We start from the raw sequence: 14,800 nt of genomic DNA, 5'->3' as shown, positions 1-14,800 counted from the left end.
TGTTCAAAAATTTAGAATTATTTAACATTTGTATTTATAATTACAGCACTTTTGAGGAAGCGTGAGGTACAGTTGTAAGGCTATTCTTATATTTCCTGTTCCCTGTTCCCTGTTCCCTGTTCCCTGTTCCCTAAAGGAATAAAACTTTGTACCTCCGAGACTCGAAAACTGCTGTAAAATGATTGATACAATTTTGGTTGTCCAAGGGCCAGAACTAAAATCTGTGAAGCGCGGCCTTACCCCTGAGTTATCTCAGCCTAAATTATTGTCTTTGCCCATAGGTGCTGCATCTGTTACTCGTTATTTGAATAACTGGCAAAAAAGACAAGATTTTTCCTCCCATCAACCCTCTACAATATTGGTTATGGGATTGTGTGGTAGTTTATCTAGTCAATATCAACCTGGAGATGTGGTTATTTATAATGAGTGTGTTGAATATATTGAAGAAGGAAGAAGGAAGAAGGAAGAGGGAAGAAGGAAGAAGTGGATGGGGACTCAAACTCCAATCAAGTGTAAACACCATGTAGACGGCAGGGTATTAAACCCAAAATCAAAAGATTATTCTCAGTTACTCCGGCAAAAGTGCGATAGTGTTTTAACAGCTAAGTTGCAAACACATTTAAAAGGAAAAGCTTCTTTAGTAACGGGTTTAACTAGCGATCGCTTCATCTACAAAGCAGCGGAAAAACAACTATTGGGAAAAAATACTGATGCAGAAGTGGTAGATATGGAAGGTTTTGCAATTCTAAATTTCTTTGCTCATTTACCTGTCTCCGTAGCGATGGTGAGAGTGGTCAGCGATGACTGTTACCATGACCTTCCCAATATCTCTTCTGCTCTGACATCATCTGGAAGTTTGCAACCTTTAGCATTGGCAAACACTATGTTTCGCCAACCACTGCCTGCTTTCCAACTTATTCGAGGTAGTATTCAAGGATTAAAAGTATTGCAGGAGGTTACAAGTTGTCTTTTTAGTGATTAAAAATAATTAGGCAATTATTCTGGGACCATCCTATTTTCTGTTCTTTTTCAAACTGATTTAGTAGTCGTGTTATAGTAACGCGACTTGTACCAATAATTTCAGCTAATTCTTGATGAGTTAACCTCATATCCAATATTTTTCCCTCTGGCAGTTGATTACCAAATCTATCGGTCAACCATTTTAATAATCTCAACAGTCGTAATTTAATTTTTCTAGAATGAATAATTCTTAGTAACTCTTGAGTTTTTTGAATGTGAGAAAGCATTACTTCTTGAGTATAGAAATAACCCCTTGGTAAGATACTTGCTTCTACAATAGTTAAACATTCAACTTGATAAGGATAAGATGGAAATAGAGGTTGACCAACGATGTCTCCTGTACCCCAAAATCCTAAAGTGATCGTATTTTCTTCTTCATTTTTGGTAAGAGTGCGAACCACCCCAGCATCTATTCGCCATAATAATATATCTGTTAATGGTATTAATTGGCGACGTTTAAATTGATGCTGCTTCAGTTTTTGAGGTTTAGTAATTACTGAATTTAAGCTCATAATTATTCTCCTATTTATTTGTGCTGAAAATTCCCGGATTTGACTAAGCAAAATTTGCTGTTAAATTTCTCAAAACAAAGAGTAATATAAAATCAGGTTATACATTAATCGCAAAATTACTTCATTTTATAGCGCGTAGCACTAGGGAATAGGGAGCAGGGAATAGCTAGCTGTAAAAGGTTTTTTCCTGCGGAATCCGTCAGGAAACAGGATTGAAAAATGTCTTAGTAAACATAATTTTGAATTCTCCTTCTAAGATAATTAAGTTAATAACTAATAACTGATATCATGTCCGTTTGTATAGTTTGTGTAAACCCAAGCATGAATATATGAATATATATAGGAAATTTAAGTTTTTTCTTGCTCTTAACTTAAGTCTTCCTTCCTCTTCCCTCTTCCTTCTTCCCTCTACCCTCTTCCTTACCTTAGCTATACAATACCGATGCTACCGGACATGATATGATAGCTGAATGCTGACTAATATTGTGAATTAGATTTACATTGTTGTAAGATTGGTTTTGCTAGATAATTATTTGGTTCATAATCACTACAATTTAGAGCTGTTTCGGTAAGAGCATTATAAGGATGTACGGTACATTTCAAACGATAATCTCCTGTAAAAAATATACAGCGACTACAAGGAATTTGATGCAGTCGTCTAACATAACTTATTCCTTGCTGAAAGGTCAAACAAAAATTCCGCAAACCTATAGTAATTAATGATAGAAGACCCATCATAAAAATGATACGACCTAGCTCTTGAAGTAGATATTCTGGAATCAAATTAATCATAGTTTTAACTCTATTCTGAATTAATAATTTGGGAAAAATTACTAATTATATTTAGTCGTATATAGTAATTATCATACTTGTGAGGTACACAATTCTGGGTTTTAGGCAACAGGCAACAGGCAACAGGGAAATACAAAGAAAAAAGATAACTGTACCTCGCTAACCTGAGAAACGCTATAACTAGGAAAATTTTAAGAGATTGCTAACTATTTACTTACGGTTTTTTCAAAAGAAATAAAACACTTATTTTTCTGAAAAATAAGCCAATAATTAGCAATAATAATTTTCTGCCTAGTTACTTTACGAATATCAAATTTTACTCGCTATTACTTCCTGAGTTATATCCGATAAAACCAGTGCATTATTCTGCCAAAATTCTAGCAGTGCTTGTGCTACATTTAGAGGATAAAAATGATGGAAAAAATAACCACCTTCAGGACATTCCCAAATCCGGTCTCCGGGTTTTAAAAATGGTTGCCATCCTCCAATTAAATTAGGATCGATAATCGGATCGTCATTGCCACCACATACCATTAAAGGTACAGGAACTCCTCTAGGAACCATACTTTGGCGTTTTAACAATGAGTGAGGTGATGGAGATAAATCTAAATCTCTCTCTAATATCCTGATTAAATTTTGAGTATTTCTTTTATCTTGTTCGCCAAATAAACTTTGCACCATATTAATCAAAATTGTTTGGCGACTACAAGGTAAAAGATGGCGATGTACATAATAATGTGCTTGCCAATCAACTGTAGGATGAACGCCGACAGATAATAAAGTTAAAGACTTCACTCTTTCTGGATATTTACGAGCATACATTAATCCTACTAATCCACTTGTACTATGACCAATAAGATGAATAGGTTTATTCAAAGATTTGAGATAATCATGGAGTAATGTTACAGCTACGTCTAGAGTACAAGGTTCATCAGCAGTTTGAAAATAATCCCATTCAGCAATTAATACTTTTCTTGATAGGTAATTAATCAATCGTCGGTCAAAAACTTGTAGACTAGGACTGGTCTTTAACCACAATACGTCTGGAATCTTAGACATTGCTTTTCATTCTCCTAAGTTATCAAGATAATAATTAGTAAATAGTATCTTTAAGTACAAAATAATTGTGCAGAAGCAAGAAGGTAATTTCAGGAGTAGGTGTTGAGAGTTTCATAGATTAAATCTGGTGTCAGTAGTTAGGAGGAAAAATCAAGATAAATAATTAAATTAAATAGTAAAATCTTGCTACATATCTCTCTCTTAAAAGCAAGAATTGAGAATATTTTCTATAGCATTCTTTTTCACATTTCATATTAATTAGTGGTGGGTATTAATTTCCTACTAGTTAATAAAATACCAGCAAATTTATGATTGAACTTGGCTCTCAAAATTACTCCCGAAATCTGCGGATTGTACAGAATTAAATTCAGAAATTATGACGGGCGTGACTTCTGAATTTTGTATTGATCGAGTTTGTTTAGTTCTCTTTTTTTCCTAGCTTTCTAGAAGGAAGAAAGCATTGATCTATTCAGAGAGTTAGATAGATTTATATAAATCAATACAGTTTAGTAAATCTCCTGTTACCCTCTAAATAAAATCAGATGTTCCTAGCTTTCTAGAAGGAAGAAAGCATTGATCTATTCAGAGAGTTAGATAGATTTATATAAATCAATACAGTTTAGTAAATTTCCTTTTACCCTCTAAATAAAATCAGACTAAATTCCAAAATCTATTTTGAGTTGTGCTACCCATTTTTTGACGCGTTCTTCTGTAAGTTCAGCTTGATTATCTTCATCAAGAGCTAAACCTACAAATTTACCGTTTTTGACAGCTTTAGATTCAGTATGCTCATAGCCATCTGTTGACCAATATCCAACTGTTGTACCCCCCAAACTAGAGATTTTTTCTTCTAAAATACCCATGGCATCTTGAAAGTTGTCAGCATATCCTATTTGGTCGCCGGTGCCAAAATAGGCTACTGTTTTACCATTAAAATCAATATTGTCTAGTTCATCAAAAAAACCTTCCCAATCACTTTGTAGTTCGCCAATATTCCAGGTGGGACTAGCAATTATAATGTTTTGATAACCATCAAAATCTTCGGTATTTACCTCATCCATATTATGGATAGTAACCACATCGTCTCCACCAAATTCTTCCTGAACCATCTCTGCTGCTGATTCAGTTTTCCCTGTTGTACTACCGACAAAAAGACCAATATTTGACATTTTTTACCTCCTTGGTAATGATTTATATTAATGGTAGTTAGATGTTACTAACTTTTGGCAATTAAAGTTCTTGAATTAGAATTAATCAATATCTAATTCATCACAATAACCAGACCAATCACTTTGTAATCGATCCAAATTATTGTTGGCATTGATTGTTTGATTTTGCCCATTAGTTTCTACTTCTAAATATTTAGTCTGGTTTTTTTGATGACCATTTTTGTTGACTTGTCTGATTTTCCATGAAGCTAGTTTTCGTGAAGTTTGCATTTGTTTTGATTTCCTATATTTATTTGATTTCTGAAATTAAGTTGCTTAAGTAAAGTTTAGTAATTCATACTTTTCAGTAGCTAAATATCATTCAAATTACCATTAATTCTGATTGTTTATTTATCTGAAATCACTTGACAAAGCAGTAATTATTATCGAACAGAGAACAACTAATAAAGGTATCGTCGTTTGCGTGTAAGTTGGTGGCTGAAAATAGCACAAAATAAATATACAGTCCACTTATTCATGGGAACCAACTAACTAACTTATAGTAATAGAGAGATAGGTTAAGACTTATGCGGATGATGATCTGAATCAGGGGAAATGTTTTTCCCACTGTTCTCTCACAGGAGTGGGCGTTCCCTCTCTTGGTCGATTGGATATGGCGAGGAAACTGTTCCCTACAGTCCCGGAACCGGAACGTCATCCCACCCTACGGGAAGCTCCGACGAGGGGTAGCACCGCTGTTTCCTGCTATGCTTTGAAGACAAACTACTCTATTTAAAGCAATATCTATTGAATTGTTGCCTATTCAAGCTGCATATTTTACTATCGGATAAAATCGCGATCGCCCTTTACATATAAGTATTTTATCCATAATAACTCTTGAAAAATATGCAATTTTAGATACCTGAAAGCTTACTGTACTCAAAATTTACCTGAGAAAAGATGATAAAATATCTCAATAAAATGCGAAAAATATTTTTGGTTAAAGTCTTAGTTTACAATATGTTTAATCCTTTGTATTGTTAGTGGAGATTTCCGTTAAACTAATGAGAAATATTTCTATTAATATTAACCCACAACCTAAGTGAACTTGTCAAGTCTAAAAACAAAATTTTTTCCACTTGATATCAAGAAAACTCAAAAGCACTTACTTCAGAAGGAAATAAGTAAGCTTGCAAGGAAAAAAAGCAGCGTTCATCGCTCAAACAGCAAATATGATGTTTGCTCATAACTACCGACTATTGACTACTGAAGATAGACTACTGACTATAAAACTATAGCGCTACGCAAATATGGCGCGGACATTCCTCTATTCCCTGTTCCCTCTTCCCTGAAACACTTTGATGACAGGAGTCAGTTCCTCAGACCTAAGTAAAAGAACATCCTGACTCCTGAGTTTTAGGCGTTAGTTGTTAAGACTCAGCAACACCATTCAAAGCATTTTCAACACGCTTAAAGTCAAAACCCATAGCTCGCAGAGCGTGCCAGAGATGACCTTGAAGGAAGAAGAAAGCTAAGAAGAAATGGGCATTAGCTAACCAACAACGAGCAGTATGAGCACCTAAAGGCAACTCTAAAGTATCAGCAAAATAGGGAGTAATCCCAAGCTTAATATCCAAAACTGGGCCATAAAACTCTACAGGATAAGCTAAAGTATTAACGGCACAGAAATAAGCCGCAACAAATCCTGCTAAAGCTATTCCACCTAGAGAGTAAGAAAGAATTGCTTCGCCAGAGAAGATTAAAACCCGTTTTGCCCAAGGAAGTGGCTCTTTGATAATGTGCCAAAGGCCACCTAAAATTAGCAGAATTCCCACATAAACGTGGCCTCCAACTAAGTCTTCTAAGCTATTAACACTGGCAAAATGAGTTTGATATCCATATATTACTAATGGATCGAGAGTGGGATTAGTTACTAAACGTACAGTTTGAGTTGTCGCATCATAAAGCCCACCAAAATACATAGCTTTGGCTACTAATAATAGAGCACCAAATCCTAAAAAAAGTAGGTGATGACCTAAGATTATTCCGAGCTGTTTTGGGTTATCCCATTCAAAGTGAAATTTCTTAGCTCCACCTGTTGCATCTTTTAAGTTTTCTGGAACTTTAAAAGTATGAAAAAGTGCTCCTGCACCTAAGACTGCTGATGAAATTAGATGTACAATACCAACAACAAAATAGGGATAAGTATCTACCACTTCTCCACCGTTACCTATACCTAAACCTAAAGTTGCTAGGTGTGGCAGTAAAATTAAGCCCTGTTCTCCCATAGGTAAACTAGGGGAATATCGAGAAATTTCAAATAGAGTAAAAGCTCCTGCCCAAAAGGTAATTAGAGCTGCTTGACCTGCGTGAGCAGCGATGAATAAACCAGATAGTTTAGCGAAGCGAGCATTACCAGCCCACCAATCGTATTTAACCTCTGAATTATCATAAGTTTGCATGGTTTTTTCCTTGGATTATAGTCCGGTTAGCAATTGTTATGGCAACAATTACTACTATTTTTTATACATCAGTTAATATCTGTGTATATAAAAATATATTATACACATAATTATAGAAAAACAGTATGATTAATTACTTTTGTAAAAAAAACTTATTGAAGAGTCTTTTGAAAAAATATCAATTTAATTTTGTTCAATAAATTTTACAACTAAATAATGCTTAGGCAGTTATGCTTAAGATGGCTATTAATAGATTATTGTCTACTAAATATGTAAATTAAACTACTGATAAAGCAGATATATACCGGGAATAATTATCTATTTTTTACAGATAAAATTGGTTGACAATCTATCAGAAAGTTACACCATTTTTGGTAAAACTTTCTTTCATAAAGTCAACAACTATGGCAGTATAAAATTGGAGACTGCCCTAGCATAAATTCTAATTTTGTGTCGGCCAAGTCACTAATTTGAGCAGATGGCAGTATGTAGAAATGCGATCGCTCATCTCAGTAATGACTCAGCTCTATTCTGTATTGCTGAAATGGGTGGAAGGTTCTAATTGTGATATCATATTCTTAATCAAAATACATAGCTTTGGCCACTAATTACAGTGGTCATTTTTTTTGCTTCTGGACTAGAGTAAGTTTGAATACTTTTTCTCTGATGTCCAGATTGATAGTTATGGCCTTTTACCTCTTGTTACAGAGGATATTACATACTTATTGCAACTAATATTCAATAAATTTCTGGATTTGTCAAGAGTTTTTTTGATATTTTTGATCATTATTTTTTTTTGGCCTTACCAAAGTTAAATCTTAAGAATCCCTAAAATTCATGAAATAAAACTCTTTGATTTTGCTGCTACAAATGGTTGATACAAAACGAATCTGAAATTAATCACCTAAAAGTATTGACAAAGCTTGTCATTAATTTAATAATATAAATTACATTGCTTATGGTGTTCTTCTCTCTGGTAGGACAACGGAGTCCCTCAGTCATACTGAAAATATTCATAGCTTGACTGGAAAGCAATTAGGGACTCTTTTTATTTGCCATTCTCCACAACTTACAGCAGTTTTCATTTGAATAGACCACAGTAGTGACGTTCCATGGAAGGTCTCTACTAGACTGACACAGCTAAAACTGTGCACTCTTATTTTTGTTTCTAGGTGTCTTTATCTCCCCATCTCCCCATCTCCCCATCTCCCCATCTCCCCATCTCCCCATCTCCCCATCTCCCCATCTCCCCATCTCCCCATCTCCCCATCTAAAACACCATTTCAGTTGACGCATTAGACGAAGCAAGTGAAGGCAAAATTTACGCTGACATTGAAGTCAACAATAATCGCATTACTATTAGTACGAAATTAAGTTAAGTACTGAGAAAAATATGGCGGTGGTATAAATTGCGGATAATCGTCAAGGAATTAGTGAAAAAGCGCACTCAAAAATATTCAAGCAGGGATTTACAATAAAAGGGGTGGGCAAAGGAACAGGGTTAGGACTGGCGATCGCGTGGCAAATTATCGTAGAAAAACATGGCGGAACAATAACTTTTAAGTGAGAATTAGATAAACGCACAGAATTGATTATTTCTCTTCCTTTGATTTAAAATGATTGATTGAATGGAAGAGAAAAAAGTGGGGTGCACCTCAATTTTGAATAAAGCCAAAAAAATATTGCTTTTAGGGAACAGGGAACAGGGAACAGGGAACAGGGAATATATAGTAAAAAAGTATTTTTGCAAATATGAGATGCACCCAAAAAGTGATTGCTCACCCTCCTGTTTTTGTTAATATTAAACGGTAAAAAAGATTAGTCATTTTTTTGTCGTATTATTTCAATTTGATTCAATTTTATACTATAAAACTATGATAAAATCAATTCATACTCACTTAACTAAAACCATCTATATATGCAGCTTAAAACTATTTGGCAATTAGGTAGCAATAATCCAGAAAATCCAAATAATCTAGACACGATCCGTCAATGGTGGGCAGCCATAGCTGACACAGAAATTACCTGGCGACAGCGACTTATTCCTGCTAGTGGCGATATTACAGAACTTGATTGGGAACCTCAAAGATTTGATGAAATATTTGAGATAGCTACACCAGAAATTCGTGGCATTACTCTTTATTGGCGGAAACCTAATTCTCCGACAGAAAGCAATACAACTGTGCAAAAGTTAGAATTAAATCATACTAGTCAGGAATTATATATTTTTCCTAAATCTCAACAACAATTGGTAATTAGAGTTGCATTGCCAGAGGTAAAATATCAAAGAATTGAAATTAATAATCCTGCAGTTTTAGTCGAAAAAAATATTATCTTATTTCAGGATGCAACTCAGTTATTAGAAGTACAAATTAAACTAACACCAGAACAGTTAAATCAATTGAAAGAAAAACTTAAATAAAATGACTAATCATACCCATGAAATTATTGATGTACAGCAAACAACTTGTTGTATAGTTGGTGGCGGACCAGCAGGAGTTGTATTAGGATTACTATTAGCGCGTCAAGGTATCCCAGTTACTCTACTGGAATTACATCAAGACTTCGATCGCGACTTTCGAGGAGATACTATTCATCCTTCCGTAATGGAAATAATGGCACAAATAGGTTTAGCTGACCGTTTGTTAGAGTTACCCCATTCCAAAGTTCGCACACTCAAGTTAAATTCTCCCACTGGTGACATTACTCTGACTGACTTCAGTCGCTTAAAAACTGCATATCCGTATATTACTATCCTCCCACAAGCAAAATTTTTAGAATTTATTGCTACTGAAGCGCAACAGTATCCTAATTTTAATTTAATTATGGGTGCAAACGTACAGGAAATTATTGAAGAGGATCGAGTAGTGAGTGGGATACGTTATCGCGGTCATGGAGGTTGGCACGAAGTTCGAGCATTATTAACAGTCGGTGCAGATGGTCGTTTCTCCCGAATGCGTCAGTTAGCAGGTTTTGAACCAATTAAAACTTCTCCACCAATGGATGTAATGTGGTTTCGTTTGCCACGCAAGTCAGAGGAACCTAATGGTTTATCAGGTCGTGTGGGTAATGGCAAGATGGTAGTTTTGCTCGATCGCTCAGATTTTTGGCAAGTAGGTTATATGATTTCTAAGGGTGCTTTTGCCCAACTGCGCACTGCTGGTATAGATTTTTTGCGAAAATCTTTGGTTGAGTTAGTTCCAGAATTTAGCGACCGCTCCCATCTACTTCAAGATTGGTCTAATATTGCTTTTCTATCTGTGGAGTCGAGTCGTCTTCCTAAATGGTATCTACCGGGTTTACTGTTCATTGGGGATGCTGCTCATGTTATGTCTCCTGTAGCTGGGGTCGGGATTAACTATGCTATTCAAGATGCGGTTGCGGCAACAAATATTCTTAGTGAACCGCTAAAACGTGGGAGTTGGCATTTGTGGGATTTGGCAGAGGTGCAGCGCCAACGGGAGTTTCCAACTAGAGTTATTCAATGGTTTCAGGAGTTAGCTCAAAAAAGGATTATTGCTCGTGCGCTGAATCAAAATCAGCAGTTTACTATTCCTGCTTTTTTGCGGTTGCCGATACTGCGGGATATTCCGCCACGGTTGATTGCATTTGGCATTGCACCTGTGCGTTTGAATAGTTGAATTTAATGATTAGATTATTTTAGTAGCAGCTTTTGAACATATTCAAGCAACTATAGCAATATGATTTTAGTTGTGAGATATTGGAGACTTTTGCTTTAGGGAATAGGGAATAGGGAATAGGGAACAGGGAACAGAGAATAGCAAAATGTAAAAGGGTTTTAACATTGAAAAATGCCCTAACCAGTTCTTGTAGTGCTATACTAAGATAGTCTTCTGTATTTGTATTGTTGGGATCTAATTTTAAAATCCTATTGGTATTAACAGCTTTAATAGAGGATTTTTCATTTGCAAAACCTCTTTTTTTTATGCTAATTATTTTTTATGTCCTATCAAATGATTGAACTGAATGTGATGTGGAGAGCTAATTTTTAACATCTTTTCTGGAGTATCGTGAATATCATCTTTAGATTTAGATCGTGTTGGTTTCTTATTAACTGTGATATTCTTAATACTGACAAAACGGTATTTATAATCATCAATAAAATCTTGTTTCTCCTAAAATGATTTACCAATTGCTTGACAATATTCAACGAAACACAGCGCCCCTTTTAGTTGCTGGATAATCTCTTTTTCTTTAGATGTCTTTTTTCCTCCCTTCATTTCAATACAGAGGATAAATTTTCCTTTGTTGATAGTATCAGCAATAATAACAAAATCTGCACGTTTGCATTCACCTTTAGTTCCCTGGAAAATTTCTTTTGGTGCCCTAAAAGCATCTACCTTAATTACAATAACTTCATCATCATCGGGCATTCTACGAATAGTTACCTTGTAGTTATCAACTTCTGTTAGTTTGACTATATTCTTCTGATATTCAGTTTCTAATCCTACTGTAGCTTCCGGTTGAATTATCTTTTTAAGGATAACAATATCCGAATCAACCATCAATCTTCGCCCCAGGCGATCGCTTCCTGAATTCGATTCATATCTTCAATAGTTGTATCAAAACTACGAGCTTCAATACCCATTTCCGGGTCAATATTTGCTAGGGTTAGAGTTAGGGACTTAGTTTTTCTTTTATTACCTTCTAGTTGAATAGATTTTTCTTCCGCAATATACACTTTAATCTTTTCAGCAGATATTAATTCTTCTTTTTGATAACCTTCTTCCTCAGCAATGCGTTTCAGATGAGGTTTATCGTGATTCAGCATAATTAGCGTATTCAATTCTTTGATAATATAATCGCTATGGGTAGTAATAAAAACCTTTATTCCCAGATTAATAAGTCGAGCAAATAGTCGAGCAACACGACGCTGGTTTTCGGGATGTAGGTTTAATTCAGGTTCGTCTACCATGAGTAAGTCGCCAGGTTGAGCTTCGTGTTTTAGATAAAAACCAATATCTAGTAAAGAACGCACAGCGCTTGAACTTTCAAGCATAGACAGTCTGACTTGTTCCCCTTGTGGAAGATAATAAAGTTGGTCACTGGGAGTAACTGTATACTCACCTCCAATAATATCGGCGAAATCATTCAAAACTTCAGGATGGTTATTATAAAGAAAACTACGTTGTTTGGAAATTGTCTCTAGTTTCCGTGTAAACTCTACATTTTGTTCAACTGGAAGTGGATAATCTTGATATCGTTGAAATAAAAATTTTTCTAGATCGATCTTATCATCTGTCTGACTCATTTCTTCAAGCAAACGGTTGCGGGCAAAATTTAACTCTTTACGAAAAATAGCAGCACCTGTTCTTTCTGCACTAGTGATGAAAGGTTTAGGAAAAAGTTGATAAAAAATAATTTCTTTGAGAGCATTTGCAATCAAATCATTAAAAATATTAGTTAGAATTTCCGCTTTTGCTTTTTCAACTAGAAGCGTTACAACTAATTCTGTACTATCATCATTTTTGGTAATGGCAAAAAGTTCTCCACCTGGAAAATTGATTTTCTGCTCAAACTTCATGTTCAAACTAATATCATTAATATCATTTATATCAACAGTGACATCAAATTTCGTTTCTTCAAATCGTTCAGGTGCTGCTGCAAAAATATTTGCTAACTGTTTGGTATATTCTTGACAACCTTTAGTAACGATTTCTTGAGTCTGTTCGATATATTCTTGTATATCAATACTAATTACACCTTCAGCAAATAATTGCTGAATTTTATCGTCAACATCAATAGAAAGTATATTTTTCCAAGTAGACAAAAATCCAAATAAGGCATGAGTAGCATAAGTCTTGCCAGTATTGTTATCACCACAAATAATTGTCAGATCGGCAAGAGTGAATTCAGCTTGCTTTAATACGCCAAGATTTTTGATTTTAATTTTCATTCCTGATAATGCTTGATAATTCCTTATATCTGTTCCAATAGTTAAATTTTAATGATTTGATGGTTTAAGTAATACTGCTTTCCCATCAGGTAAACTAAGATTTTCCAAAAATTTATCTGATAACAGGACTTACGCACAACCACTATATATAGTAGGGGCGAACGGCCGTTCGCCCCTACAGATTGTGTATAATTTGATATTTTGCGTAAGTCCTGTGATAATTCTGGTAGAGTGTCTATTTGACTATTCAGTGGATAATTTAATAGTTTTAAGAGAGGAATTGCTATTTGCAAAACCTCCTCTTTTTGTGCAACTATTTCACAGTATAACCACCATCTATTGTGAGGGAATGACCTGTAATAAAACTAGCCGCATCGGAGCATAACCAAACAACAGCATTAGCTACTTCTTCTGGTTTGCCTAAACGACCAATAGGGTGTGCTGCTACAGTTTGTTCTCTAGCTTCTCTATCATCTAGATTCCAAGCACGATCAGCCATGTCAGTTTGAATTACAGCAGGACAAACACTATTAATCCTAATACCTGCTGTTGCTTGTTCCAAGGCAACAGTTTTTGTTAATCCTATTACACCATGTTTACTAGCACAGTAAATTGAAAGATTCGGGACACCAACTAATCCTGCTGCAGAAGCATTATTTACTATTGCACCCCCACCATTTTTTAACATTTGGGGAATCTGATATTTCATTGATAACCAAACTCCTTTAAGATTGGTATCAATAACTTCATTCCAATTTGATTCAGATTGTTCAATACTATTTCCTAATATGCCTTCTGTACCAGCATTATTGAAGGCGTAATCTAAACGATTATAAGTATTAATTGTTTGATTGACTAAGTTTTCAACTTCAGTAGCTTGAGTAATATTTGTTTTCACAAAGATAGCTTCACTACCTATTTCTTTAATCATTGCCACTGTTTCTTGACTTTCTTTTTCCCTACGACTGCCGATCGCTACTTTGGCTCCTTTTTTGGCAAAAGCTAGGGCGGTAGCTCTACCAATACCTGAACTACCTCCTGTAATTAGAGCAATTTTTCCCTCAAATTCTTTAATTAGATTCATTGCTTTTATCCTTTTCAAAAAATTATTATGTTCAAACTAATCTTAGTATTTATAGTGGTTTTATTACATAAAAAATTCAAAAAACTTATCAATTAAGATTGTATCATTTCAGCCTTTTAATGATAAATCATTGCACATAAAATAAAGTATAAAATACCTGATGTATTCTTCCCTAGTGCAGGATGACAGAAATAACTAACCAGTTACAAAATCCTAAAAGCCTTACCAATCATTTTTGATTGACTTTTAACTTCCGCGTAGTGGCACTAAATAATCACAATTCACCACTACTGAATATACACCCACTCCTTAAAAGTAGCAGCTTGACCACATTGCTGTTGATTTTCATCTAGAAGATTCCAGATGGTAAAATCAGAAACTTGTATCCGTTTACCGCTCCGAGAAATGCGTACACCTCCAACATTATTGACATAACCATTACTGGTTACTTCATTAAGTACTCGCAAACGTTCTTCTTGTTCCATTGATTCAGCTGAATACCGGGAAGGCATTTGAGTTAATTGTTCCCAACTGACTTCCCATAACTCTAGAGCTTTGCGATTACCATAATTATAAATTGGGTCTGATTCCATACCATGAGAAAAAACCATAAATGGAGCTTCCCATAAAGCTTGAGCTATTGCTTCCGGTGTTCCGTCGATATCGAGCAGAGTTTGACCAGTCCAATATTTATAGCTCCATAACAGTCTTTGAGTATGGCGAATTATAGTTTCTTGTTTCCAGGGATATAAGATATTTTCAGTCATTGATGATTTTTCAACAGTTAATTATCAAGCATTCTATCT

At 35.0% G+C, this 14,800-nt stretch carries 14 protein-coding genes; 4 read left to right on the top strand and 10 right to left on the bottom strand.

Annotated elements, in window-relative coordinates; all coding sequences use genetic code 11:
• The first annotated feature begins 178 nt into the window (after positions 1-178).
• The gene (locus F6K06_RS11260; RefSeq protein ID WP_124154552.1) at positions 179-982 is read left to right on the top strand and encodes a phosphorylase; all 804 of its coding nucleotides are present in this window, start codon (positions 179-181) and stop codon (positions 980-982) included.
• Here the strand turns inward: F6K06_RS11260 and F6K06_RS11255 are convergent.
• The 6 genes from F6K06_RS11255 to F6K06_RS11230 all read right to left on the bottom strand — a co-directional run bounded on the left by F6K06_RS11255 (position 972) and on the right by F6K06_RS11230 (position 6,993).
• Positions 972-1,532 carry a Crp/Fnr family transcriptional regulator gene (locus F6K06_RS11255; RefSeq protein ID WP_124145324.1) on the bottom strand — a complete coding sequence of 187 codons (561 nt, stop codon included), beginning with the start codon at positions 1,530-1,532 and terminating at the stop codon, positions 972-974. The two genes, F6K06_RS11260 and F6K06_RS11255, sit on opposite strands and share 11 nt — an antisense overlap.
• 477 nt (positions 1,533-2,009) lie before the next feature.
• Positions 2,010-2,324 (bottom strand): hypothetical protein, encoded by a 315-nt coding sequence (locus F6K06_RS11250; protein WP_205127386.1) that lies wholly within the window; start codon positions 2,322-2,324, stop codon positions 2,010-2,012.
• A 309-nt stretch (positions 2,325-2,633) separates the two neighbouring features.
• Positions 2,634-3,383: an alpha/beta fold hydrolase gene (locus tag F6K06_RS11245; RefSeq protein WP_124145325.1), complete on the bottom strand. Its 750-nt coding sequence runs from the start codon at positions 3,381-3,383 to the stop codon at positions 2,634-2,636.
• Positions 3,384-4,039: 656 nt separating this feature from the next.
• Positions 4,040-4,552 carry a flavodoxin FldA gene (gene fldA / locus F6K06_RS11240; protein WP_124145326.1) on the bottom strand — a complete coding sequence of 171 codons (513 nt, stop codon included), beginning with the start codon at positions 4,550-4,552 and terminating at the stop codon, positions 4,040-4,042.
• An 81-nt stretch (positions 4,553-4,633) separates the two neighbouring features.
• On the bottom strand, positions 4,634-4,822 hold the full coding sequence (locus tag F6K06_RS11235; protein ID WP_124145327.1) for a hypothetical protein: 189 nt from the start codon (positions 4,820-4,822) through the stop codon (positions 4,634-4,636).
• Positions 4,823-5,961: 1,139 nt separating this feature from the next.
• On the bottom strand, positions 5,962-6,993 hold the full coding sequence (locus F6K06_RS11230) for a chlorophyll a/b binding light-harvesting protein (protein ID WP_124145328.1): 1,032 nt from the start codon (positions 6,991-6,993) through the stop codon (positions 5,962-5,964).
• A 1,408-nt stretch (positions 6,994-8,401) separates the two neighbouring features.
• Here F6K06_RS11230 and F6K06_RS33900 point away from each other — a divergent pair.
• The 3 genes from F6K06_RS33900 (at position 8,402) to F6K06_RS11220 (ending at position 10,634) form a co-directional block, all read left to right on the top strand.
• A complete protein-coding gene (locus F6K06_RS33900) occupies positions 8,402-8,560 on the top strand; it encodes an ATP-binding protein (RefSeq protein WP_205127387.1) in 159 nt (52 codons plus the stop codon).
• A 351-nt stretch (positions 8,561-8,911) separates the two neighbouring features.
• Complete coding sequence (locus F6K06_RS11225) at positions 8,912-9,415, top strand: hypothetical protein (RefSeq protein WP_124145330.1); 504 nt, start codon at positions 8,912-8,914, stop codon at positions 9,413-9,415.
• A gap of 1 nt (position 9,416) precedes the next feature.
• A complete protein-coding gene (locus tag F6K06_RS11220; protein ID WP_287241010.1) occupies positions 9,417-10,634 on the top strand; it encodes an FAD-dependent oxidoreductase in 1,218 nt (405 codons plus the stop codon).
• 495 nt (positions 10,635-11,129) lie between these two features.
• Here the strand turns inward: F6K06_RS11220 and F6K06_RS11215 are convergent, their stop codons facing one another.
• The 4 genes from F6K06_RS11215 to F6K06_RS11200 all read right to left on the bottom strand — a co-directional run bounded on the left by F6K06_RS11215 (position 11,130) and on the right by F6K06_RS11200 (position 14,761).
• Positions 11,130-11,519 (bottom strand): hypothetical protein, encoded by a 390-nt coding sequence (locus F6K06_RS11215; protein ID WP_287241008.1) that lies wholly within the window; start codon positions 11,517-11,519, stop codon positions 11,130-11,132.
• The gene (locus tag F6K06_RS11210; RefSeq protein WP_287241006.1) at positions 11,519-12,910 is read right to left on the bottom strand and encodes an AAA family ATPase; all 1,392 of its coding nucleotides are present in this window, start codon (positions 12,908-12,910) and stop codon (positions 11,519-11,521) included. Before F6K06_RS11210 ends, F6K06_RS11215 begins: the two co-directional genes overlap by 1 nt.
• Before the next feature lie 313 nt (positions 12,911-13,223).
• On the bottom strand, positions 13,224-13,994 hold the full coding sequence (locus F6K06_RS11205; RefSeq protein ID WP_287241004.1) for an SDR family oxidoreductase: 771 nt from the start codon (positions 13,992-13,994) through the stop codon (positions 13,224-13,226).
• Positions 13,995-14,281: 287 nt separating this feature from the next.
• Positions 14,282-14,761: an MEKHLA domain-containing protein gene (locus tag F6K06_RS11200; protein WP_287241003.1), complete on the bottom strand. Its 480-nt coding sequence runs from the start codon at positions 14,759-14,761 to the stop codon at positions 14,282-14,284.
• Positions 14,762-14,800 lie beyond the last annotated feature (39 nt).

The organism is Okeania sp. SIO1H4, assembly GCF_010672695.1.
In the GTDB taxonomy this organism is placed as follows: Bacteria; Cyanobacteriota; Cyanobacteriia; order Cyanobacteriales; family Microcoleaceae; genus Okeania; species Okeania hirsuta.
This window is presented reverse-complemented; position numbering and strand designations above follow the sequence as displayed.

Coding starts and splice junctions, on each gene's coding strand:
- F6K06_RS11225 (WP_124145330.1), top strand. CDS start 8,912: ATGCAGCTTAAAACTATTTGGCAATTAGGTAGCAATAATCCAGAAAAT.
- F6K06_RS11230 (WP_124145328.1), bottom strand. CDS start 6,993: ATGCAAACTTATGATAATTCAGAGGTTAAATACGATTGGTGGGCTGGT.
- F6K06_RS11215 (WP_287241008.1), bottom strand. CDS start 11,519: ATGGTTGATTCGGATATTGTTATCCTTAAAAAGATAATTCAACCGGAA.
- F6K06_RS11205 (WP_287241004.1), bottom strand. CDS start 13,994: ATGAATCTAATTAAAGAATTTGAGGGAAAAATTGCTCTAATTACAGGA.
- F6K06_RS11235 (WP_124145327.1), bottom strand. CDS start 4,822: ATGCAAACTTCACGAAAACTAGCTTCATGGAAAATCAGACAAGTCAAC.
- fldA (WP_124145326.1), bottom strand. CDS start 4,552: ATGTCAAATATTGGTCTTTTTGTCGGTAGTACAACAGGGAAAACTGAA.
- F6K06_RS11260 (WP_124154552.1), top strand. CDS start 179: ATGATTGATACAATTTTGGTTGTCCAAGGGCCAGAACTAAAATCTGTG.
- F6K06_RS11250 (WP_205127386.1), bottom strand. CDS start 2,324: ATGATTAATTTGATTCCAGAATATCTACTTCAAGAGCTAGGTCGTATC.
- F6K06_RS11245 (WP_124145325.1), bottom strand. CDS start 3,383: ATGTCTAAGATTCCAGACGTATTGTGGTTAAAGACCAGTCCTAGTCTA.
- F6K06_RS11220 (WP_287241010.1), top strand. CDS start 9,417: ATGACTAATCATACCCATGAAATTATTGATGTACAGCAAACAACTTGT.
- F6K06_RS11255 (WP_124145324.1), bottom strand. CDS start 1,532: ATGAGCTTAAATTCAGTAATTACTAAACCTCAAAAACTGAAGCAGCAT.
- F6K06_RS11210 (WP_287241006.1), bottom strand. CDS start 12,910: ATGAAAATTAAAATCAAAAATCTTGGCGTATTAAAGCAAGCTGAATTC.
- F6K06_RS11200 (WP_287241003.1), bottom strand. CDS start 14,761: ATGACTGAAAATATCTTATATCCCTGGAAACAAGAAACTATAATTCGC.